The sequence below is a fragment of the Candidatus Cloacimonadota bacterium genome, assembly GCA_016932035.1.
In the GTDB taxonomy this organism is placed as follows: domain Bacteria; phylum Cloacimonadota; class Cloacimonadia; order JGIOTU-2; family JGIOTU-2; genus Celaenobacter.
Window position 1 is genome coordinate 1 of record JAFGDR010000023.1, and the last position, 22,204, is coordinate 22,204.

The 22,204-nt window shown below is 36.8% G+C and carries 12 protein-coding genes; 6 read left to right on the plus strand and 6 right to left on the minus strand.

Features of this window, described 5'->3' with window-relative positions:
- The 4 genes from JW794_03395 to JW794_03410 form a co-directional block, all read right to left on the minus strand.
- Positions 1–1,314 (minus strand): WG repeat-containing protein (locus tag JW794_03395; GenBank protein ID MBN2017167.1); only part of this gene is annotated, 1,314 nt, incomplete at its 3' end.
- Positions 1,315–1,339: 25 nt separating this feature from the next.
- Positions 1,340–3,388: a WG repeat-containing protein gene (locus tag JW794_03400; GenBank protein ID MBN2017168.1), complete on the minus strand. Its 2,049-nt coding sequence runs from the start codon at positions 3,386–3,388 to the stop codon at positions 1,340–1,342.
- A 100-nt stretch (positions 3,389–3,488) separates the two neighbouring features.
- A complete protein-coding gene (locus JW794_03405) occupies positions 3,489–4,136 on the minus strand; it encodes a hypothetical protein (protein MBN2017169.1) in 648 nt (215 codons plus the stop codon).
- A 68-nt stretch (positions 4,137–4,204) separates the two neighbouring features.
- Entirely contained in the window at positions 4,205–6,226 is a 2,022-nt protein-coding gene (locus tag JW794_03410) for a WG repeat-containing protein (protein MBN2017170.1), read from the minus strand.
- A gap of 254 nt (positions 6,227–6,480) precedes the next feature.
- On the opposite strand from JW794_03410, the gene JW794_03415 reads away from it, so the two are divergent.
- Positions 6,481–7,491 carry a DUF814 domain-containing protein gene (locus JW794_03415; GenBank protein ID MBN2017171.1) on the plus strand — a complete coding sequence of 337 codons (1,011 nt, stop codon included), beginning with the start codon at positions 6,481–6,483 and terminating at the stop codon, positions 7,489–7,491.
- On the opposite strand, the gene maf is transcribed toward JW794_03415, so the two are convergent.
- Entirely contained in the window at positions 7,488–8,069 is a 582-nt protein-coding gene (gene maf, locus JW794_03420) for a septum formation protein Maf (GenBank protein MBN2017172.1), read from the minus strand. The two genes, JW794_03415 and maf, sit on opposite strands and share 4 nt — an antisense overlap.
- Positions 8,059–9,789 (minus strand): proline--tRNA ligase, encoded by a 1,731-nt coding sequence (locus JW794_03425; GenBank protein MBN2017173.1) that lies wholly within the window; start codon positions 9,787–9,789, stop codon positions 8,059–8,061. The genes maf and JW794_03425 overlap by 11 nt, the downstream gene beginning before the upstream one ends.
- Positions 9,790–9,970: 181 nt before the next feature.
- On the opposite strand from JW794_03425, the gene JW794_03430 reads away from it, so the two are divergent.
- The 5 genes from JW794_03430 to obgE all read left to right on the plus strand — a co-directional run bounded on the left by JW794_03430 (position 9,971) and on the right by obgE (position 22,204).
- On the plus strand, positions 9,971–14,884 hold the full coding sequence (locus JW794_03430; protein MBN2017174.1) for a T9SS type A sorting domain-containing protein: 4,914 nt from the start codon (positions 9,971–9,973) through the stop codon (positions 14,882–14,884).
- A gap of 176 nt (positions 14,885–15,060) precedes the next feature.
- The gene (locus tag JW794_03435) at positions 15,061–16,602 is read left to right on the plus strand and encodes a T9SS type A sorting domain-containing protein (GenBank protein ID MBN2017175.1); all 1,542 of its coding nucleotides are present in this window, start codon (positions 15,061–15,063) and stop codon (positions 16,600–16,602) included.
- Between the two features lie 2 nt (positions 16,603–16,604).
- Positions 16,605–18,116 carry a T9SS type A sorting domain-containing protein gene (locus JW794_03440; protein ID MBN2017176.1) on the plus strand — a complete coding sequence of 504 codons (1,512 nt, stop codon included), beginning with the start codon at positions 16,605–16,607 and terminating at the stop codon, positions 18,114–18,116.
- A complete protein-coding gene (locus tag JW794_03445) occupies positions 18,116–21,112 on the plus strand; it encodes a CapA family protein (protein MBN2017177.1) in 2,997 nt (998 codons plus the stop codon). Before JW794_03440 ends, JW794_03445 begins: the two co-directional genes overlap by 1 nt.
- 81 nt (positions 21,113–21,193) lie before the next feature.
- Positions 21,194–22,204: a GTPase ObgE gene (gene obgE / locus JW794_03450; protein ID MBN2017178.1), complete on the plus strand. Its 1,011-nt coding sequence runs from the start codon at positions 21,194–21,196 to the stop codon at positions 22,202–22,204.

The following is a 22,204-nucleotide window of genomic DNA, read 5'->3' on the forward strand; positions in this document are numbered from 1 at the left end:
AGTTCCATTAAGGTCTATAAATATCCAATTTCCATTAACCTTAACTTTGCCCAAACCATTTTCAAATTTTTGCATATTATCATACTTACATTCAAGAATGAGATCTCCGGATGTATTGATCAAACCCCATTTTCCATCCATTTTAACAAAAGCTACACCATCGGAGAAGTGCATCACAAGATCATATGTGAGAGGGACGACTATTTTACCTGATGTGTCTATGAATCCCCATTTATCATCCAATTTAACTCGTGCTAATCCATCATTGAAATTATCAGTCGTTTGATAAATGCATGGAATCACTTCTTTCCCTGTTTTATCGATAAATCCAAATTTATTATTCACTTCAACAGCTGCAAATCCATTATGAAATGATTCGGATTCCATTTCATATTTTATCGAAGTGATCGGATTGCCTTTTTTATCAATATATCCATATTTTCCATTAAGTTTTACCTGGGCTAATCCGTCCGAAAAATCTTTCGCCTTATCATATTTGCAGGGAACGACTTCTACACCTAATTCGTCTATGTATCCGTAATGTCCTCCAGTTTTGTAACCGTAATCATCGTATTCACCTGTATAAACAATTGCCATACCATCAGCAAAATCATCGATGTCAGTATATTTGATCTCAGTAACGGGATTCCCTTCTTTACCTATTAATCCCCATTTACCATTTAATTTAACTCCTCCAAGTCCGTTTTCAAAAGAAATTACTGAATCGTACTTTAATTCTATCACTACTTTACCGGAATGATCAATATAACCTTTTTTGTTATCCTTCTCGACAGCAGCTAAACCTTCGGAAAAATCGTAAGCATTTTCGTATATACAGGGGATAACCTCTTGACCTTCACTATTTATGAAACCATATCTTTTGTTATATTCTTCATCCCTTTTACAGACTCTTGCAAGACCTTCAGAAAAATATGATGCACTGAGATATTTTAACTCAACTATGTTTTCACCTTTAGTGTTATAAAATCCATACTCGTTTTTTGTGTTGACTTCAAAAAATCCTTCTTTAACAGGTCCAACGTGAGTGAACCATGTAGGCACGATTGTTTCACCGGATTTGTTAATTATTCCACTTTTATGGTTGTTAACAACTAATGCATAGCCATTGATGAAGGGATCTGCTAGGCCGAACTGGCACTCTATTTTGATATTTTTATTGTGATCTGCATAGCCCCACAGTTCACCATTGAAATAGGGAACCAGCTCAGGTGTTTGTGCAAAGCAGGTTGAAATGAATGCTGTCATGAGTGCAAGCACGAGGAGAACAAGAACTATATTAATTTTGTATTTCATTTTAGTTTCTCCTTTATTTTTTGTCTTATTTCCAGAGCAATTTTCCTGTTTTATCGATGCATTGTAATTGTGAAAACTGAGTCACGAGAACCAAAGCAACACCGTCTTGAAAATCATTGACTTGGAAGAATTGCGGATCGATAACAATCGTCCCTTCTTTATCGATAAATCCCCAGGAATTACCTTTCCTTACTGCAGCGAGACCTTCATTAAACGATCTTGCTTCGTCATATTGGTAATCGATAACTTTGGTTGCCTTATTGTCGATAAATCCCCATTTACCGTTGTTCAGGACAGGTGCCAATCCTTCTTTGAAATCACCAATATTTTGATACATAGGCAAGATCTGCCAGATGCCTTTTTTATCAATGTAACCACAAGTATTATTATCACTTTGAGCACCAGCTAATCCTTCTGAAAAATTAAGAACACCTTTAAATTTTATTTTGACTGCAATATTTCCATCTCGATCAATAAAACCGAATTTCCCGTCTTTTTTTACACGCGCCATACCTTCGACAAAACTATTCGCTTCATAAAAATCGGGCATCATTAATGAAAATAACCGTTTACCTTCCTTATCTATATATCGCCATTTCCCATCTAATTTTACTGCTGCATAACCTTCAGAAAATTGCTGGACATCTTCGTATTGCGGTTCAATGATAATCTTCCCTGTTTTATCAATGAATCCGTATTTATAATCAATTCTTACAGGAGCTAATCCTTCCTGGAAATTATCTGATACTTCAAAAATGGGATTAATAATAAGTTCACCCTTTTCATTAATAAAACCATATTTATCGTCTATTTCAATCGGAGCTAATCCATCTACAAATTCACTGCTCAGAGTGTAATCGAAATGTGGATCAATAACATATTCACCTTTAGCATTGATAAATCCTGATTTCCTATCATTCCATGTTGCAGCTAATCCCTCAGAGAAACTTCGCACATCGTCGAATTGAGGTGTAATTATTATGTCACCTTTTTTATTGATAAAACCCCATTTACCATTTATTTGTACCGCACATAAGTCTTCAGAAAAATATTGAACCAGATCAAATTGCGGTTCGATAACGATCTTTCCCTTTTTATTTACAAATCCCCAGAGATTATCTCTTTCAATACTTGCAATGCCATCCTGGAACGAGCTAGCATTTTCAAATTGGGATTCGATAACAAATTTTCCTTTTTTATTGATGTAGCCATATTGAGAATTAGTTTTTGCTGGTGCAAATCCTTCACTGAATCTTCCGACACTTTTAAAGTTTGGTTTTATAACTTCGTTGCCTTTTTTGTCGATAAATCCCCATGAATCATCAATTTCTACTCCAACTAATCCTTCACTAAATGACCAGTTTGCATATTTAAATTGCGGAAGAATAGTATAATTACCTTTATTGTCTATGAAACCCCACATATCACTATATTCAACTGCTGCTACTCCTTCTGAGAAATCCATTGTTAAATCATAATCAGTTAGGCCAATGACAATATTACCCTTTTTATCGATGTAACCCTTCTCGTCATCGATAACTACTCGAGCACGGTCTTCATGAAATTCATATGCTAAGTTAAATTTTGGTTCTATAACAACTTCGCCTTTTCTATCAATATAACCCATACGATGCACACCATCGCATTCAGATGACCGAAACTGAACTACGGCAACACCATCACTGAAATTATTACATGATGTAAATCTTGGAAATATTGCAAATTTACCTGTCTTGTCGATGTATCCTGCGTTATTAGAGAAAAAGACACATGCTAATCCTTCACTGAATCCGGGAGGTTTCGCATAAAATATCGGGTCAACGATAAAATCACCACTCTCATTAATGAATCCCCAGTATGACCCCACTCTGACAGCTGCTTTGCCCTCCGAAAAGTAGTCGATCTCATCAAATTGAGGGGTTATGAGAACCTCTCCTTGTACATTCATATAACCCCATTTTGACCCTTCACGATAGGGGAGTAAGTTGCTTCCTTCTGCAAAGCAAATCGAAGTTAATATCAAAAGAAAGTTTATACCAAGCAATGTTAGATTGAGCATTATTTTACGACTCATGGATGATCTCCTTTATTAAAAAAGTTGATATTACTACTTTAATAGTTTTGATAAATTTGTAATAGATTTACGTCAAGAAATTGGAAAACTGAATATAATATTATTTCTTCTGTATAACACTTCCTTGCCCGAGTGTAATCACATAGAATATACTTATAATTCCAAATAGCCAGGTAAGATCGACTCCCACAGTTTGAATAGATGAGAAGATAATGAGATAAAGAACAGTGAAGATAATCGAAGCAATCGCAAAGAAACTGCTTAGTTTTTTTCCAAGAGCATCTTCTCTAAACTTCTTTGCTCTGAAAGCATTGAGAACGATGAAAACAATTGATATTAAAAAGCATAAGATCAGGATGTATACGAAGCTTTCATTATAGGTTCCCAGTCCTTCGAGAAACACAATCGGTGATTTACCGATCATAATGATAGCAACGATCCAGGGAATGAGTAAAATTGCTGATATGATCTTCACTCCAAGCTGGCGTTTTTCAGCCGGAAGCAGCCAATACATAAGTAGAAGCATAAAAGGTATCTCGAAATAGAATCCTATGCTTGCAATGCGACGGGCAATTTCATACCCGATCCATCCACTCCAGAGAAAGAGATCACCTAAATGATAGACAAGCAAGCTTAACGTGATTAGAATGATTGCTGTGTCCTCTTTTGATTTGCTCTTCTTTACAAGGAAGTAAACAAATAGAATAAGTAGAATTATGACTGCCATGAACGGTACTATCCATTCCATATTAATCCTCCGATGTTTTTATTTTGTTTTACTGTCGAAATTTAACAAAAAATTTCATAACTATATTGTTACTCAAAAATACTTTGGATCCCAATGACAAATGCAGGAGCAAACGTTGATGTATGCTCTTCACCGGGAATTGTTTTATATTCTGTAAGAAGACCTTTATAATTCCTTGTGTTAATAATGTCATTGAATTTTTTTACAAACATAAAATCTTCATATTCCTTAGCACCAAGGGATAGAAATACTTGTGCTTGTAACTCATCATTGTTTTGTGAAAAATCCTTTTCATTATCAAAGATCATCGTGTCATCCCACCAGAACGATGGACTTATTAAAATATACCTATTGAACAAATCAGGATCTTCAAAAAGAGTATACGCACCAAACAATCCACCAAGTGAATATCCAACCAAAACACGTTCATCTGGGACGATCCTATAATTCATTTCTATAAGTGGAATAAGTTCATTTTGTATGAATTTAAGAAAATTATCAGCTCCACCCCCGCCTTGAAATGCCTTTACAGCATAACTCTCAGTGGGACAAAAATCACGTATCCTTTTTTGATACCAATCATCGAATGTTCCATTGTATGTAATGCCAACAATGATCATTTCCGGGATTTGCTTACCAAAAGCCATCATGAATGCTGACTCGCGTACTGTTCCTAGTAGATAATCTGCATCTAACAAATAGAGAACTGGATAAGTTTTATTTGTCTTGTAATAATCTTTAGGTAATGCAATTGTGATCTGATAGGTGTCATCAACAAATGTTGATTTGATTTCTCTTACTTCAGTATCCGGCATTAATGCTTGTGGCAATATATCTTTCTTCTTTCTTTTAGGAGGAACATATTCCTTATAATATTCAGTTCCGTTTTTATCAATATAGAATTCCCTTCCATCTAGTTCAACCTTTGCTAAGCCGTCTTTGAATTTTGAGCCCATGTACTTATGTGTTTTATATTTATAGGGAATTCTCAGAATTCCGAGGGTATCAAGAAAACCGGTTTTATTATTTTCTTTAACATAAATCAAACCTTCTGAAAAATCGTAACCAATATCATCATCTCCATATTTAGGTTCAATAATTTCTTCACCCAACCTGTTTATGAATCCAATACCACGCAAACTTACTCTAGCAAAACCATCAACTGAAAAATCATAAACTCCATAATATTGTAAAGGTGTGATTTCTTTCCCAGTTGTATCAATAAAGCCCAGATAACCACTTGCATCAGTAACTTGAGCAAATCCGTTAATGAAATTTTCAATATTTTTGTATGTATATGGTACTACTATTTCACCTTTGGAATTTAATAGACCATATTTATTATCTTGTTTATCAGGATACAGTCCGCCGTAATATCTTGCATTTGTTTCATGATTTTTTTCTAGTTCATTACCATATTCATCAAGATAACCTTCATATCCTCCAGTGGGATGGTTTGTATCCTCTTTGGCAAAAGGAGCTAATCCGTTATTTAAATCCTTTACCATACAATATTTAAATGGAATTATTTCTTTGCCTGTTTTATCAATGAAACCATACAACCTGTTTGTATCTTTTACTGCAGCAAGATTCTCGTGAAAATCATTTGCATTTTTGTAAATTAATGGTGTGATTTCATGACCGCTTAAGTCTATGAATCCATATTTATTATTTAGTTCAACTTTTGCAAAACCTTCATGAAATTCATTGATATAATCATATTTCATTTCAGTCAGAGGTTTTCCTGCGATATCGATCAAACCACATTTGTTATTATAATCACATACTTTTGCAACACCATCCGAGAAATCGAAAATATATTTATAACTACATGGAACTAATTTGTTGCCGTGTATCTCGATAAGACCATACCCCTTGAAATCTTCTCTTACTCTAGCCACACCATCCTGAAAAGGAAACGCTTCATCATACGTACATGGAATAAAAACATTCTTGTCTTGATCACAATATCCCCACTTGTCACCATATCTAAAGGGGATGAGTTGTGGAGTATTTGCAAAGCTAAACGTTGATATAATGCTTAACAATATCATGAGTGAAAAAATGATAATTTGTATTTTTTTATTCATTTGAAACCTCGTCATCACGTTATTTGATTATGTTAATAAACTATAATTAAAGAGGATCAAATCGCTGTTCAAGTATGTTATGCAATAGTCTTAGAGAAAACAAATAACTGTCCCATTTAGGAATGATTTTCATTTTGAGAACCAAAGTGATTATTTGTCAAATTAATATATTAGTTGCAAATACTAACATAAATAACACACTTGATTAGGAATGTTGACATTTGAAAGCAGGTAAGTATGAGTACGTTATTACTATGAAACACAATAAAGTCTATAATGCACTTGCACTCTTTTCTGGCGGACTTGACAGTATTCTTGCTGTTAAACTTGTCGAACAGCAGGGAGTTGAAGTCATACCTATTTGTTTTGAGTCTCCTTTCTTCTCGTGTAGAAAAGCTGTTAGTTCTGGAAAAGAAAATAATCTATCTGTACATGTTGTCCACCTTGGAGAGGATTATCTAGATATGATTCGTGAACCGAGATATGGTTATGGAAAAAACATGAATCCGTGTATTGACTGTCATGCCTTTATGTATAAAAAACTCGGTGATATGCTGGTGAAATTCAATGCAGATTTTCTTATTTCAGGTGAAGTGCTTGGACAGCGTCCCATGTCCCAGCAGCTTAACGGCATGAATGCAGTTGCAAAATGGAGTGGGTACAAGGACTTGATCGTACGTCCGCTTTCTCAAAAACTGTTGCCGGACACAAAACCGATCCGGGAAGGTTGGCTCAATAAGGATATACTTCTCGATCTGCAAGGCCGTGGAAGAACACGACAAATTGAATTAGCAAACAAGTTCGGTATAACTGAATATCCAACTCCTGCAGGTGGATGTCTTCTAACCGATCCGGGTTATTCAAAGAGGTTTCGTGATCTAATCGATCATAACATGTTTGATCAGAGATTTATCACATTTCTCAATGTTGGAAGGCAGTTTCGGCTTGATGATTCAACCAAACTTATTCTTGGAAGGAATATGAGTGATAATGATTACATCCTAAAACTGATAGAGAAAAATCAAGATTCGATCGATATCGTTGTTAAAGCAAAGGATATTCCCGGTCCAATCGGTGTTTTGCAAAGTAGAGAAAAATCGATATCTAAGGAAGTTTTAAAACAAGCAGCAGAGATAGTTGTTCGTTATATATCAAAAGCAGCGGATTCTGTTACCGTGCAGGTACGGTTGCCAAACGCTACTATTCGCGAAATGGATATTTCTAAACGAACTAATGGATTTGAAAGAGAACTTTTGATAAATTAGCAACCAATCATCTGTTTACACATTTCATAAAAAAGCGGAATAGGAAATCCCATTACATTAAAGTAACATCCCTCAATCTTATCGATGAACTGGCTTCCATAACCCTGAATACCGTATGCCCCTGCTTTATCCATTGGTTCACTGGTTTCAATATATTCATCAATATCACTAACAGATATTTTATTGAAATACACTTTAGTTTTTGAAATATTTCTAAGAATACTTTCTTTATGCAGAATTGCGATACCAGTTAACACTTCGTGGCATTGCCCTGACAGTTTGTGCAGGATGTCAAAAGCATCCTTTTTATCTGCCGGTTTACCGATAATTTCGTTATGCAGAACAACGGTTGTATCAGCTCCGATAATAAGAGAATCCGGGTAATTCCTTTGGATTTCCTCAGCTTTTTCCTGGGCGTAATGCATAACATATTCTTCAGGCATCATACCATTAATGTGTTCATCTATATGTGAGGGAATTTGTTTGAAGTTCAAACCCACCTGTTTCAGCAAAAACGCCCTCCGAGGAGAGCGTGATGCCAAAATAATATCTGTATCTTTAAGAAAATTATGTAACATTTTTATCTATTTCGTCATAGAGGTCATCAATGAGTTGCTCTACTTTTTCAATAATATCATCAAAGGCACAGGAAAATTTATCGCCTGTTTTTCGAATTTTGATCTCTACCATTTCATTCTCGAAATTCTTCTTACCAACGATAATATGGATAGGAATTCCAATAAGATCAGCATCTTTGAATTTAAAACCGGCTTTCTCATCTCTATCGTCATACAGAACATCGATGAACTCATTTTGAAGCATCTCATAAACATTATCACAAAATGAGGTGATATCCTCTTCAGCAGGTGAGAGATTGATCAGTTCGACATCATAAGGTGAAATCGAGATCGGCCAGATAATGCCATCTTTGTCATGGAACTGCTCGATCGCAGCAGCCATTGTGCGGGTAATACCAATACCGTAGCAGCCCATCTGGTAAGGAACAGGAGTTCCGTCTTCGGCATCATAGGTTGCATCCATGATCTTGCTGTACTTATCGCCTAGCTGGAAAATCTGCCCAACTTCGATACCTCTGAAAGAGGTCATTTCTTTTCCGCATCTTGGACAACGATCACCTTTTACAGCTTGTTTTAAATCAACCCATTTGTCTATGTGGGCATCTCGTTCCAGGTTAACGCCTTTATAATGATAATCAGCTTCATCAGCACCGGTGACCATATTTTTTATACCTTTAAGATTTTCATCAGCATATATCTTAATTTTCTTCGTACCAACCGGTCCCACAAATCCAGCAATTGATTTAACTACATTTTCAATCTCAGCTTCAGTAGCAAATTCAAGATTAACACATTGCAGGAAGTTCGCAAGCTTTATGTTGTTGATCTCTCGGTCTCCTCGAATGAGAACGGCAATGAATTGATCATCTGCCTTGTATACAATTGTCTTGATCAAATGGCTTGGACGGATACCAAGAAATGCACTAACTTCCTCTACAGATTTTTTGCCGGGGGTGTGAACTTTCTCGAGTTCTTTCAGTTTCTCTTTGTCATTTACCTCAAACGGAGCGATCTTAGCATTTTCAGAGGTTGCAGCATAGCCGCATTCGCAATGTAGTACTTCAGATTCGCCTGTTTCTGCAAGTACCATGAATTCATGTGAAGATGAGCCACCGATTGCACCTACATCTGCTTCTACTGCAACACTGTTCAATCCGCAACGCGCAAAAATTCTTGAATAGGCATCGTACATGTCATCATAACTCTTCTGAAGCCCTGCATTATCTTTATCAAAACTATATGCATCCTTCATGATGAATTCCCGTGAGCGCATCACACCAAATCGTGGTCTAATCTCATCGCGGAATTTAGTCTGTATCTGATAAAGATTTATTGGTAATTTTTTATATGATTTTATGTCATATTTTGCGATAAGAGTTATTACTTCTTCATGCGTTGGACCAAGGGCAAATTCACGTTCATGGCGGTCTGTCAGTCGCATCAGTTCAGGACCATACACAGCCCATCTGCCCGACATTTCCCAGAGTTCGCGCGGATGGAGCACCGGCATGAGGATTTCCTGGCATCCTTTATCATTAAGCTCCTCGCGAACAATAGTCTCGATATAATTGATAACTTTCTTTGCGATTGGCAGATAGGAATAAATGCCCGATCCGAGTTTTCGCAACATACCGCTGCGTATCATCAGGGTATGGCTTTGTATTTCTGCTTCTGCGGGTTTTTCTTTAAGCGTAGGAATAAACGCCTGAGAGAATCGCATGAATGCCTCCAATAAGAATTTGCATTCAACTTTTTTTTGCAGTGTTGCAGTGTCAAGAAAAGCAAGATATTAGCATTACTTAGAAAGAAATATCATTTTGTTTGTATTCTCTCATTATTCAACTTCTTGACAAAAAAACCCTCCCTGTTAACAACAACTCAAAATCCAAAGGGGAGGTCGCGTGAAAAATGTTTTTTTCACGGGCATACTTTTTATGCTCCTGCTGCCATTAAGTGTAACGGCACTTGATATACAATCCACTGATACCAATCTCTTAATTACAGGAAAATTCGATCCATGTACTGTTGAGACAGAAAAAAGGGGAGAGTCTCAATTCTGCTCGCTTAGTATAGACGGTTATGCTTCAACAGGAGAGCCGGGCAAAGCTTCATTGCCTGTTTTTTCTCAACTCTTTGCATTACCACCATCCGGAAGTTACATGTTATCTGATTTTTCTTTCACATATGATGAACAGGTCATAGATGAAAAGATACGGCCTTTCGGTTGGGAAGATGATCTCACTCTTGATGAAGATTTTTACAAACAAGATGAATGGTATCCCAATGAAATAGTAACCATCGGCTCACCGGTTATCATGCGGGGATATAGATTCTGCCAGATTTCGATCGCAGCTGTTCAGTACAATCCTGCACAGAACATGATACGAACTCTAAAAGATATCAAAGCAGAGTTTGAACTTGATACATCAAACGATGAAAATCCTTTAACAGATACTAAAAACAGGTCGTCATACTCATTTTCAAAAATTGCATCAGAACATATTTATGGAATGAGTAAGGACGGCATCAACGATAATGGAAGCTATCTCATCATAACACCAGACGCTTGTGCATATTCACTTGAATTACTGGCTGAGTGGAAGAGAAAACTTGGTCATGAGGTGACCATCACACTCCTCTCTGAAATAGGAGCTTCACCTGATAATTATGATATAAAAGACTACATTCAGAACGCCTATCTTTCGTGGGATGTTCCCCCGGAATTCGTTATTCTCGTTGGAGATGTTACAGGTAATTTTATAATGCCATCATTTTATGTTGATGGGTATTTGACACCATACGATGTCTCAGATCATCCATATACACTCCTTGATGGAACGGACTATTTTCCTGATATTTATATCGGTCGTATTTCAATTCAAAGTTTAATGAACCTGAATACTATTATTACAAAAATTATTACGTATGAAAGTACTTATATTGCAGGAAATTGGTATGATGAAGCACTCATGATATCCTGTATCGATCCTGAGTATGGTATGTTTACACACTATATTACGAAATTAAATATTGGAACAAAGCTTTATTATGATGGTTTCAACCAGGTTGATTTCTTTACGTATCCGATGAATGTCGGCATTCCTCAGTTAATCAGCATGATCGATGACGGGTACACATTGATCAATTTCAGAGGTTTTGGGAGTCCGCTCTATTGGTGCAACTCCTATGGGTATCACTTTTTAAATTCATCTGATTTGCCCTCTTTGAATAACGGTTTCATGCTTCCCATGCTAACGAGTATGACCTGCGGCGGGGGTGACTTCGCTTTCACCGAAGCAGACCAATGTTTCGGTGAATTATGGATGGCAGAAGGTACACCCTCAAATCCAAGAGGTTCAATCGGATTTATTGGACCGAGTGAATGGGACACAAAAACTCCATGGAATAATTGTAATGATATGGGAATCTATCAGGGTATCACACAGGAAGATCTCTTTCGATGCGGCGAGATGATGCTTCGCGGAAAGATGGAACTTTATAATAATTATCCTCACAACCATGCCTGGGGTGGTTCACTCGATTCTGATCAATTCTATTTTTATGTGTACAACCTGCTCGGTGATCCAGGATTGCAGGTTTGGACTGATGAACCAAAAGATATTACGGTTATCACTGAAGATGAAATATCTGATATGCAAAATTATCTGGTTGTGGAAATTGATGTTGATGATGAAAAATCAGACTTCATGGTTTCCCTTACAAAAGATGGAGCACTTATCACAAAAGGTATGACTGATGAAAATGGCAGTGTAACACTCTTTGCTGATTTTCTTGTTGATTCATACCAGGTAACAGCATCGAAGTATGAATTTCTTCCTGAGGTCGTTAATATATCTGTCAATGCAGAAAGCCAACTTGACGTGACTGAAGTTACTTTCATCGATGATCCAATTTCAGGTACTGATGCTGAGTATTCTGTTACGCTTGATAATCCTAATCTCATTAATGCCGAAGATATTGAAATAATGATCTCGACTGATGAAGAAGCTGTAACAGTCATTACAGACAGCGCTTACGTGCAGAATATCCCAGTAGGTGCATCACATACCTTTGAAAATCTCCTTCTAAGCATTAATGAAAAATGGGCGGCTGGTAAAACCGCGAATGTTGACGTGAATATCAGCTCTAATTTTGGAGATCAGTCATATATCATTCCGGTAGAGATAGTGAGTCCTGAGCTTGTTCTTATGGACTTTCTCGTTCAAAATGCAGATACCTGTCTCATTCAAAACCAACAAGATAACGTCATCATCAAACTTACAAATACAGGTGATGTGCAAACAGGATATATCAGCGCGACTCTTTTGTGTACAAATGGTAAAGCTGATGTCATCCAGGATGTCAGTTTCTATAACTCAATAGCAGTTGGAGAAACAGGGTCAAATCTTGTATATTTCTCTGTATTACCGGATGAAGTAATAACAGGTGAGATCGCCCAGTTCGAGTTAGAGATTACGAAAAATGACTCTATTGTACAAACTCTTCAATTCTCAATACCTATTGGCTTAATAGAAGAAACGAGCCCAACCTTCTCAAATTATGGGTACTATGCAATTGAAAGTTCAGATACAGGATTTTTCAATGCTCCGGTATATGATTGGGTAGAACTCAATCCTGCAATGGGAGGACAGGGGATACCTGTTTGGGGAGATTATACATCGGTCGATGGATACACAAAAATTCTCAATCTGCCTTTTGGATTTACGTATTTCGGGAACTTTTATGAAACGATATCAATATCATCAAGCGGTTGGCTTTCAATGGGAGAAGAAATAATTTATCACAGGAACAGGACAATACCCTCCGGATGTGGACCTTCAGCGATGATCGCACCATTCTGGGATAACCTGCAGAATGGGATCATTTTTTCGTGGTTTGATCAGGATGAGCATAGATACATTATTGAATGGCAGGCATTTGAAAATTTTTATGATCCCAGTGTAAAAGAAACGTTTGAAGTTATTTTGTATGATCCGGAATATTACCCGACTCCAACAGGCGACGGCGAGATTCTGTTCCAGTACCAGACAATATCAAATGTTGATCAGGACGAGAACTATGCGACCGTTGGCATTGAGAATTTTCCTCAAACGGATGGTGTTCTCATGACCTATGCAAATATCTATGCACCAACTGCACATACCCTCCAGAATGAAACTGCCATTCTTTTCACAATAAAAGAAGGACCTGATATTCCGCTCCTTGAGATCGCACCGCAGCAGCTGGAATTTACCATTCCTCAGGATACTACTGAAACTGCATATCTGACACTTACGAATTCATCAACACAAGAGTTATCATATTGGATAGAATCATCTCATTTTTCACGGGATGAAGCAAAGGAAGGCGGCAAAAGTATCGAGAACGACTTTATTCTCTGTACAACAGCATCATATGTTCCCGTCATTCCTATTCAGATTCTGTGCTATCTTTATCATAACAGTCCGGATGATGAACCAGTTTACGGTGTTCGTCTGGACTTCTCTGATGGTGTGTTCGTGAACACCGCAGACAATGTGGCATCTCTTAACTATAATGGAGAAACAGGAATGGGAGCTTCTGTTACCTGGGGCTTCGGGAATGGAACTCCCGTTTATATTTCAGGGGTGCATGGATTCCAGATCAATGTTACTATAGATCCAAGTATTACAGGACCGATCGAAGTTGGATGGTATCTCGAAGGTGACGGTTCAGGAACTGCTCCACATTCAAAAGAAGGAACCTTTACACTACAACCTTCAACCAATTCATATCTATGGATGGACTATCCCGATGGGGGAGAAACACTTGTTTACAGTACAATAGATACGATCAGATGGTTTACCTATGGATCGATTGATAATGTGTCGGTTTATCTTTCACGAGATAACTGTAATACATGGGAAACACTAGCCGAAAATATCCCGAATACTAACGAATTAGCATATACAGTTGCTGGTGTACTTTCTGATAATTGCAGGATCAAAGTTCAGAATACTAATGGATCACAGAATGATATGTCGGATAATACATTCTCAATCAATATATTCGATATTACTCATCCTGAAAATGGTGAAGTACTGGAATATAATACATTGGATACTCTTATATGGTATTATACAGGTATTTATCAAAATGTGATACTCCAATTCTCTCCTAATAACGGCTATACCTGGGAAACGATCAACAACGAAATGCCTAATGCTGGTACTTATGAATATACTGTCCCGGGTCCTCCCTCACGATGGTGTGCATTCAGGATCATTTCACCTGATTATACAACATCAAACAGAACTTTGGGAGTCTTCACGATTGTAGACACACCGATTGGCTGGCTGCAGGTTGGTGCGTCATCAGGAACACTTGAACCTGGAGGTTCAGCGCTCATTCCGATACACGTCAATACAACAGAATTAGAAGCAGGATATTACGAAGCATATGTCTGTGTTACCTCTCAAATAGGGCAGAAGATCAACATTCCTATTATGCTGGAAGTAAGTTATGGCAATGATGATGAACCTCAAGAAGATGTCGCAAATACTACGATATATCCTAATCCATTTATTTCTTCTGCTACGATTTCGTATTACAAAACTAAGAATTCCCAAGATCATGTAGAAATTATCATTTATAACATAAAGGGTCAACTGATTAGGGAAATTGAAGATATACATTCACAGCAGGGAGTAAATGAAGTAGTATGGAATGGTAAAGATCGCTATGGAAAAAGCGTTTCATCAGGTTTGTACTATTATCAGATAAAAGTTGGAAACGAAATAATTGGAACGAATAAATGTCTTCTCATGAGAGAATAGCATAAACAAAACAATTAATTATACCTGAAGGCGATATTGGCGAATATCGCCTTCATTTTTCGGGAATTAAATTGATTATAATAATATCCTCATTTAAGATACTCGACCTATTTACTATTTCTTGACAAATATTTCATACGAGATTTCGAAGCATTTAAGCATCGTGGAGGTGTGAAATGAGTAGAAAAAAAATTATATTTGGTGTGGTTTTAATTCTTTTTTGTACGAGTCTGCTTTCAGCACAGGTAAATTTTCAGCATGTCTGCACATTGCATAAACCCAGTTCGGGAATCAGTTATCAAGTTACTCAACTATTTGATTATGATAATAACGATATTGATGAAATAATTACACAATATTATGATGTGGATCAGTATCTTCAGTATATTATTATCTCTGATATTTCAGGAACTATTATAGATTCGATCGTTATTGATGATTGGTTTTTTTATGATGAATATGTTGTTAGTGATGAAGTAATCTTATTCAATAAAAGTGGAGTGAATGTTATTATGAGAGCTCAAGTTCCATATTTTCAAGGAAGATTAAGATTTTCACTTCAAGATTGTGAAACCCTTTCTTACATTGATTCTCTGAATATCTTTCCTTTAAACAACAGCATGTTTTCAGAAGTATTTATTATTGATTTTTATCAAAATGATAATGAGGATATTTTTCTTGTAGGAGCAAATGAATTTAGTTTTTTTGCTAAGGAAGATCCCAACCATACATGTTTGTTTAAGTTCAAGATTGATAATGATTCTTTGAATTATATTGATGGATATTATAATACTGGGATGACCTGTGTTCATCCAGATAATATCGTACTTCTTTCTGTTGGTAAATATTCTTATGCTTCAGTTGGTTCAGGTGTGTCTTGTTTTAGTTATTACTACTTGCAAAAAATAACAAAAGTCGAGCCAATCTTACAAACACAACTTCATTCTACAGGAGGTAATGTTGTTTGGGAAAAAGATTCGAAAGAAACATATTACCATTATCCAAAAAATTATGATGTTATCACAAAAAACAATCAAGATGATTCACCGCAGGTTCTACAATATCGCAGGCTCGATTCGGACGATGGAACATCTGTTCATTTTAAAGCGTATGAAACCATAAACTGGCAAGAGATTTGGTCTAAAGAAGATTCACAAATTGGCTTAGGAAAAATAACTGCATCAAGTTGTGTTCAGGTAAACAATGAAGACCATTATGTGATGTATTTCAGGGGTGATAAGCTTGAAATAAGAGACAGATTGAATGGTAACATCATTCATCACCAGGATTCTGTACTTGCAGTATGTGACATACTCAGAAAAAGCGATGGGGACCTTCTCTTCTTTGTAGAAAAAGATGATGAAACCGGTTACGATGTTTACTCTCTCGATGGACCTATCTTCGTTTCAAATGATGAACCACCTACACAAAATGAATTCGTAATTGAACAGTATCCGAATCCATTTAAAAATGACATAACCTTTTCCTTCTCATCAAAAGAACCGACTCAAAATGTTGGGATAAAGATTTATAATATCAAGGGTCAATTGGAAAGAGCACTCCGCTTCAACACTTCTTCGCTTTCTCGCTTTCACACTGTCATTTGGGATGGACGCGATAACAGCGGAAATGCAGTTTCACAAGGCGTTTATCTCTATCGCATAAATTTAAATAAACAAGAAATTTCCGGTAAAATTATTAAACTCGATGAGGAGTAGTTATGAAAAAAATATTTCTTCCCGTTTTGATTCTTGTCCTTTTCGCAAGCATTGTTTCGGCAGATGTGCAATTTCAGTATGAGTTTACGATCGATAAATTTAATAGTAATGATATACTCCAAAAAGTATATTTATTCGATTATAATAATGACGGAATTGATGATTATGCAATCGACTATAGTTGCTACGAAGCGTATGGATTGTTTTATAAATATGTATCAGGATTATACAATAGCGAAGGTGCTCTATTTGATGAACTACATCCAGATTGGTACGAAAGATATTATTTTTTTCAAAACTACAATTTAGAAAATAGATCAATCTTTATTCATTCTCTGGACGATTCGCTTTTTATCCAGTTAAAGGAATATAATACTGGCAGTATTCTCGATTCTATTAAAATTACTATTACAGAAGGTCATTTTTTCACTTATATAACTGATGTAAATTCAAAAGTGTTAAATGACACTACGTATCTTTTCGTTGGTGCTATGAAGAAATGGAATTATATTGGAGATGAATACTTTACATCATATTTTTTTATTTTAAAGATTGTTGAAGATGAAATATTTCATCAGGAAGGCATTGAGAATAGTGGATTCAATAGTATTAATGCGAATAACAAAAATTTAAGTATCGGATTTTTTTATGATAATCTTGATAATGCTGCTTATGGCTCTGAAACTTTTAATTATTATTTAAAATGTACATCATTCCAAGATAGTAATTCAGTTGAATCGTTGCATTATGCTGGAGGTTTGCTGTACTACACAACACCCAACGAATGGAATCATTGCCCTCAAAATTACGAGATACTTACAAAAAATCCTCTAGGTGATTATCCCCATGTTCTGTATTACCAGCAGTATGATAGTGAAGATGGAGATTCTGTCTTTTTCTATGCTTACGATCTTGATATTCCGGAAAAGGTGTGGTCAAGAGAGGATACATTATTAAATGATAGTAAGATAACAGCATCAACCTGCGTAATGGTCAATGATGAAGTCCATTACGTTATGTACTTCTATGACAATCATACACTTGAAATACGAGACCGTTTAAACGGCAATATAGTGCATCAACAGGATTCGGTTTTTATAGTAAGCGATATTTTAAGAAAAAGTAATGGTGACCTGCTTTTCTTTGTAGAAAAGAATGATGAAACAGGTTATGATGTCTATTCATTCGATGGACCGATATTTGTTTCAAATGATGAATCACCTACACAAAATGAATTCGTGATTGAACAGTTTCCGAATCCCTTTAGGAATCATATTACGTTCTCTTTCAAATCAAAAGAACTAATACAAAATGCTGAGATAAAGATTTATAATATCAAAGGACAACTGATTCAAGAGCTTCACCCTTTCTCCTCATCACCACTTCACCATTTCGAATCAACGTGGGATGGAAACGATAAACATGGACAGAAAGTAACTCCTGGTCTGTATTTGTATCAGGTTCTCATCAATGGGGAGCAAAAAGCAGAAAGGAAATGCCTGTTGATTGAATAATGAAGAGTAAATTGTTCGCTTGTTTAGTTCTTTTCTTATTCATATCAACATTCCTATATTCATCACATCGGGGACAAATCATTGAGGATTTTGAGAGAGGTTCGATCTCATTACAATCATATCCCGGGCAGGATCTTGATCCCGATGACTGGTGCCTGGATTCATTAAATACATATAATAATTCGCAGTACTCTCTCAAATTATTTGGAAATACCTGGAAAGTCGAACCAATCGTTCCGATACAAATTGATACAAACTCAGTTTGGTCTATTTCTGCGTACATAGAGACCAAAGGCGAGATACATGGATTCGGTATTATGGATTCAACGAATGTTCTCATGTATTCATTGGACGGAAGCGAAGAACTTGATATCGAAGAATTCATAACTGTTTATCAGGGTACTTTCCCGGAACAGGAGTGGGATACATACATGCTGCCGGTTGCTGATGACTGGTTTGCGTGGTTCGAGTATTATCCAACCATTACAGCACTCCTCTTCATCAATGATCTCGATACTGATCCGGATGGCGTGGTCTATTTTGATGATATTATCAATATTACGGAAGATCTTCCTATAATTCCTGATGTCGAAATATGGTCATCTCAGGGGAAAGAATACACAGATAAGTTTGGAAACCGCAATCTTGATGTTCAGTTCTACTCAGATGTCTTCGACCCGGATAGTGACATCCTTAGCTATCATTGGGATTTTGGAGATGGAGATACCAGTTCTGTAGAAAATCCAGCACACACCTATAATATTTATGATGATCACTCTTACAATGTATTACTCGAAGTGACAGATGATACAGGCATGATCGGAAGGGGGAATTGCCAGATCGTGCCGGAACCGGGAACATCATCATTTCCTATTACTATGAACTTCGTAGGGGATATTCTCCTTGCGAGAGGATATGAAAATGCAGGTGGAATCATTCAAACCTATGGCGTAGAAGCAATCTTTGAACCAACACTTCACTTATTGGGAAATGCAGCAGATGTGACTGTGGCAAATCTGGAATGTCCACTCACTGATCAGGGAACCCATCATCCGACAAAGCCGATTTATTTTCGGGGAGATCCTGATAATGTAGATGGGCTCGTGTACGCAGGTGTGGATATCGTAACGCTCGCAAACAATCACATCCTTGATTATATGCTTACCGGCATGCAGCAGACGCAGGATGTTTTAAATCAAAACGGGATTCTGTCATCGGGTGCAGGTGCAGATTCCTATGAAGCATATACACCGATTCTTTATACACAGAATGGGATCACGTTTGCCTTTCTTGCATCAAGCGACAGAACCGGACAGTATAATAATTATCAGCCATATTTGAATGCCGGATTCAATAAGCCGGGATTTGCCTATCTCACACCGTACTATCTCACGCAGCAAATAGATGAAGTGGATGACATATCGGATTATCAGATCATCGAAATGCATGCAGGAAGTGAATATTCGCTTGCTCCGGGTGGTGAGTATGACAAATCAGAAGAGCTTAATCCTTATCAGGATGAGGGATACAATCCAAAGGCAGATATTCCGCATATGTGGGATAGAGCAATTCGGCAACATGCCATCGATTCCGGTGCTGATCTTGTGATCTGTCATCATCCGCACATTATTCAGGGTTTCGAGGTGTATAATAACAAACTGATCGCTCATTCACTTGGTAATTTTGTATTTGACCTGACCTATCCTGAAACCATGCCGACCATGATACTCAATGCAAAAATAAATGAGAACGATTTTTATGATTATTGTGTAAAACCAGCATTCATCGATGACTGGATACCGCAGCCGGCTTTGGGCGAATTCGGTCTGCATATTTTAGACTATCTCGCATTCCGTTCAAAAGAACTCGATACATACATGTATGTAAATCGAGATAGTGTGTACGGAAGGATTATCCTCGACACACTCTCAATGGATATTCTAACGCATGTAAAAACAGAGAATGTTTCGTTAGAGCTGGAAAATGATAGATACATTTCAGATCCTCAGCGAATTGATCATATGGGCAATATATCTATGATGAGTTCTATTACTCCACAGAGAAATTGGGAATATCGAGTTGGAAGAGATTTGGTCTGGTTTGGCAATATGGAGGATGAGGGATGTACCATGTGGGACATGAACGAATCAGATGAGTTTTATGACAATACAGTTTTTTTTGAAGGTGAAAGATCGATCGCGCATACATGGGATGAAAATAATTATTACAACCTTTCAACTAATCTTGAAGGAAGGATTCGAAGATATTCCGATTCCACAAATTATTCATTAAGCGGCTATATCAAAACACACGATGCGAAGGCAGTTTCGATACAGATCAGGTATTATCAATATCGTTGGTACACTACAATGCTTGGCTCGGAATATATTTCAGATTGGATAAGTGGAGATACCGACTGGACATATTATCATAAAGAACTCACCGTACCCGAGCTTACGAGTTATTTTGATATTTTACTCGTATCACAACCTCCATATAATGGAACATCATACGCTTGGTTTGATAATGTGGGATTGATCGAGTGGGGTGATTGGAAATCGCAGATAAATGAGCCAATGATATCGAATCCAAATGATTATTATTTTTACCAGATTCGAACTAATGAGCAGATTGCCGGTGCAACGGTCAAATATGAAGAAAATTCTTACGGACCGCTCCCGAATGTTAGTATAGATGATAATCCACATAATCCTGAAATAATATCGAATCTTAAGAATTTTCCTAACCCATTTAATAATTCGACCAATATCTCCTTTTCGATGAAAACAAATCTTTCAGATTGTAAAATCAAAATATTTAATGTAAAAGGTCAGTTTGTACGAGAATTGGGATTTAGGGATCTGGATTTTGGATCTAGTGTTGTTTGGGATGGGAAGGATATGTTAGGGAAAAATGCAGCGAATGGAATATATTTCTATTCAGTATTTGAGAAGAACAGATTTTTGGCGACTGAAAAATGCTTGTTATTAAGATAAGAATATCGAATGATAATTAAGGATTTATTAAAATCAAAATCTTCAATCGGTGTTCGATGTTGTTAAATCAAAAGGTGATATATGTTTATTGATTATGCAAAAATTCATGTAAGAGGTGGAAATGGGGGTAATGGATGCTTGAGCTTTCGCAGAGAGAAATTCATCCCAAAAGGTGGACCTGATGGTGGAGATGGAGGAAAGGGGGGAGATGTCATTGCAATTGCTTCTTCTGACTTGAATACTCTTCTTGCCTTCCGCTATAATAAGCGATTTTTTGCAAACAAGGGTCAACATGGAATGGGAGGTAATAAGACCGGTCATGATGGGGAAAGTATTGTTCTCAAGGTTCCTCGGGGAACAGAGATTTATGAGATTGATGAACAGAGTAACAGAAAAGTTAAAATTGCTGATCTATCAGAAGATAATGAAGATGTTATACTTGCTCACGGAGGAAAAGGTGGAAAGGGAAATGCAACATTCAAAACTTCTACAAATCAGGCGCCGAGAAGGATAACTCCCGGAAAGGAAGGGGAAGATAAGTATTATGAACTTGTTCTCAAACTCATGGCAGATGTGGGATTAGTTGGCTTTCCAAATGCCGGGAAATCGACTCTTATCAGCCATTTATCATCTGCACATCCAAAGATAGCAAACTATGAATTTACAACTCTCGAACCGTGCCTTGGGGTTGTTAAGGTTGATGATTATAAAACCTTTGTGATAGCAGATATTCCAGGCATCATAGAAGATGCACACGAAGGTAAGGGACTTGGTTTGCAGTTTTTAAGACACATAGAGCGCACGCAGGTACTCCTCTTTCTTATCGATATAACGTCTGATAATGTTGGTGAGAAATTTGAGATTTTACATAATGAATTGCATCTTTATAATTCGAATCTTGATAAAAGAGAGAAGTTAATCGTCTTGAATAAAACCGATCTTCTTGATCCGGAACTGAAAGATGCCGTCATCAAAAAGAAAGAGAATGAATTAAAGAAAAAATGCGAGTGTCCTGTGCTAGCGATTTCAGCTGTCAGCGGAGATAATCTCGATCGGTTGAAATATACTATTAAGGAAATCTTGGCTATATAA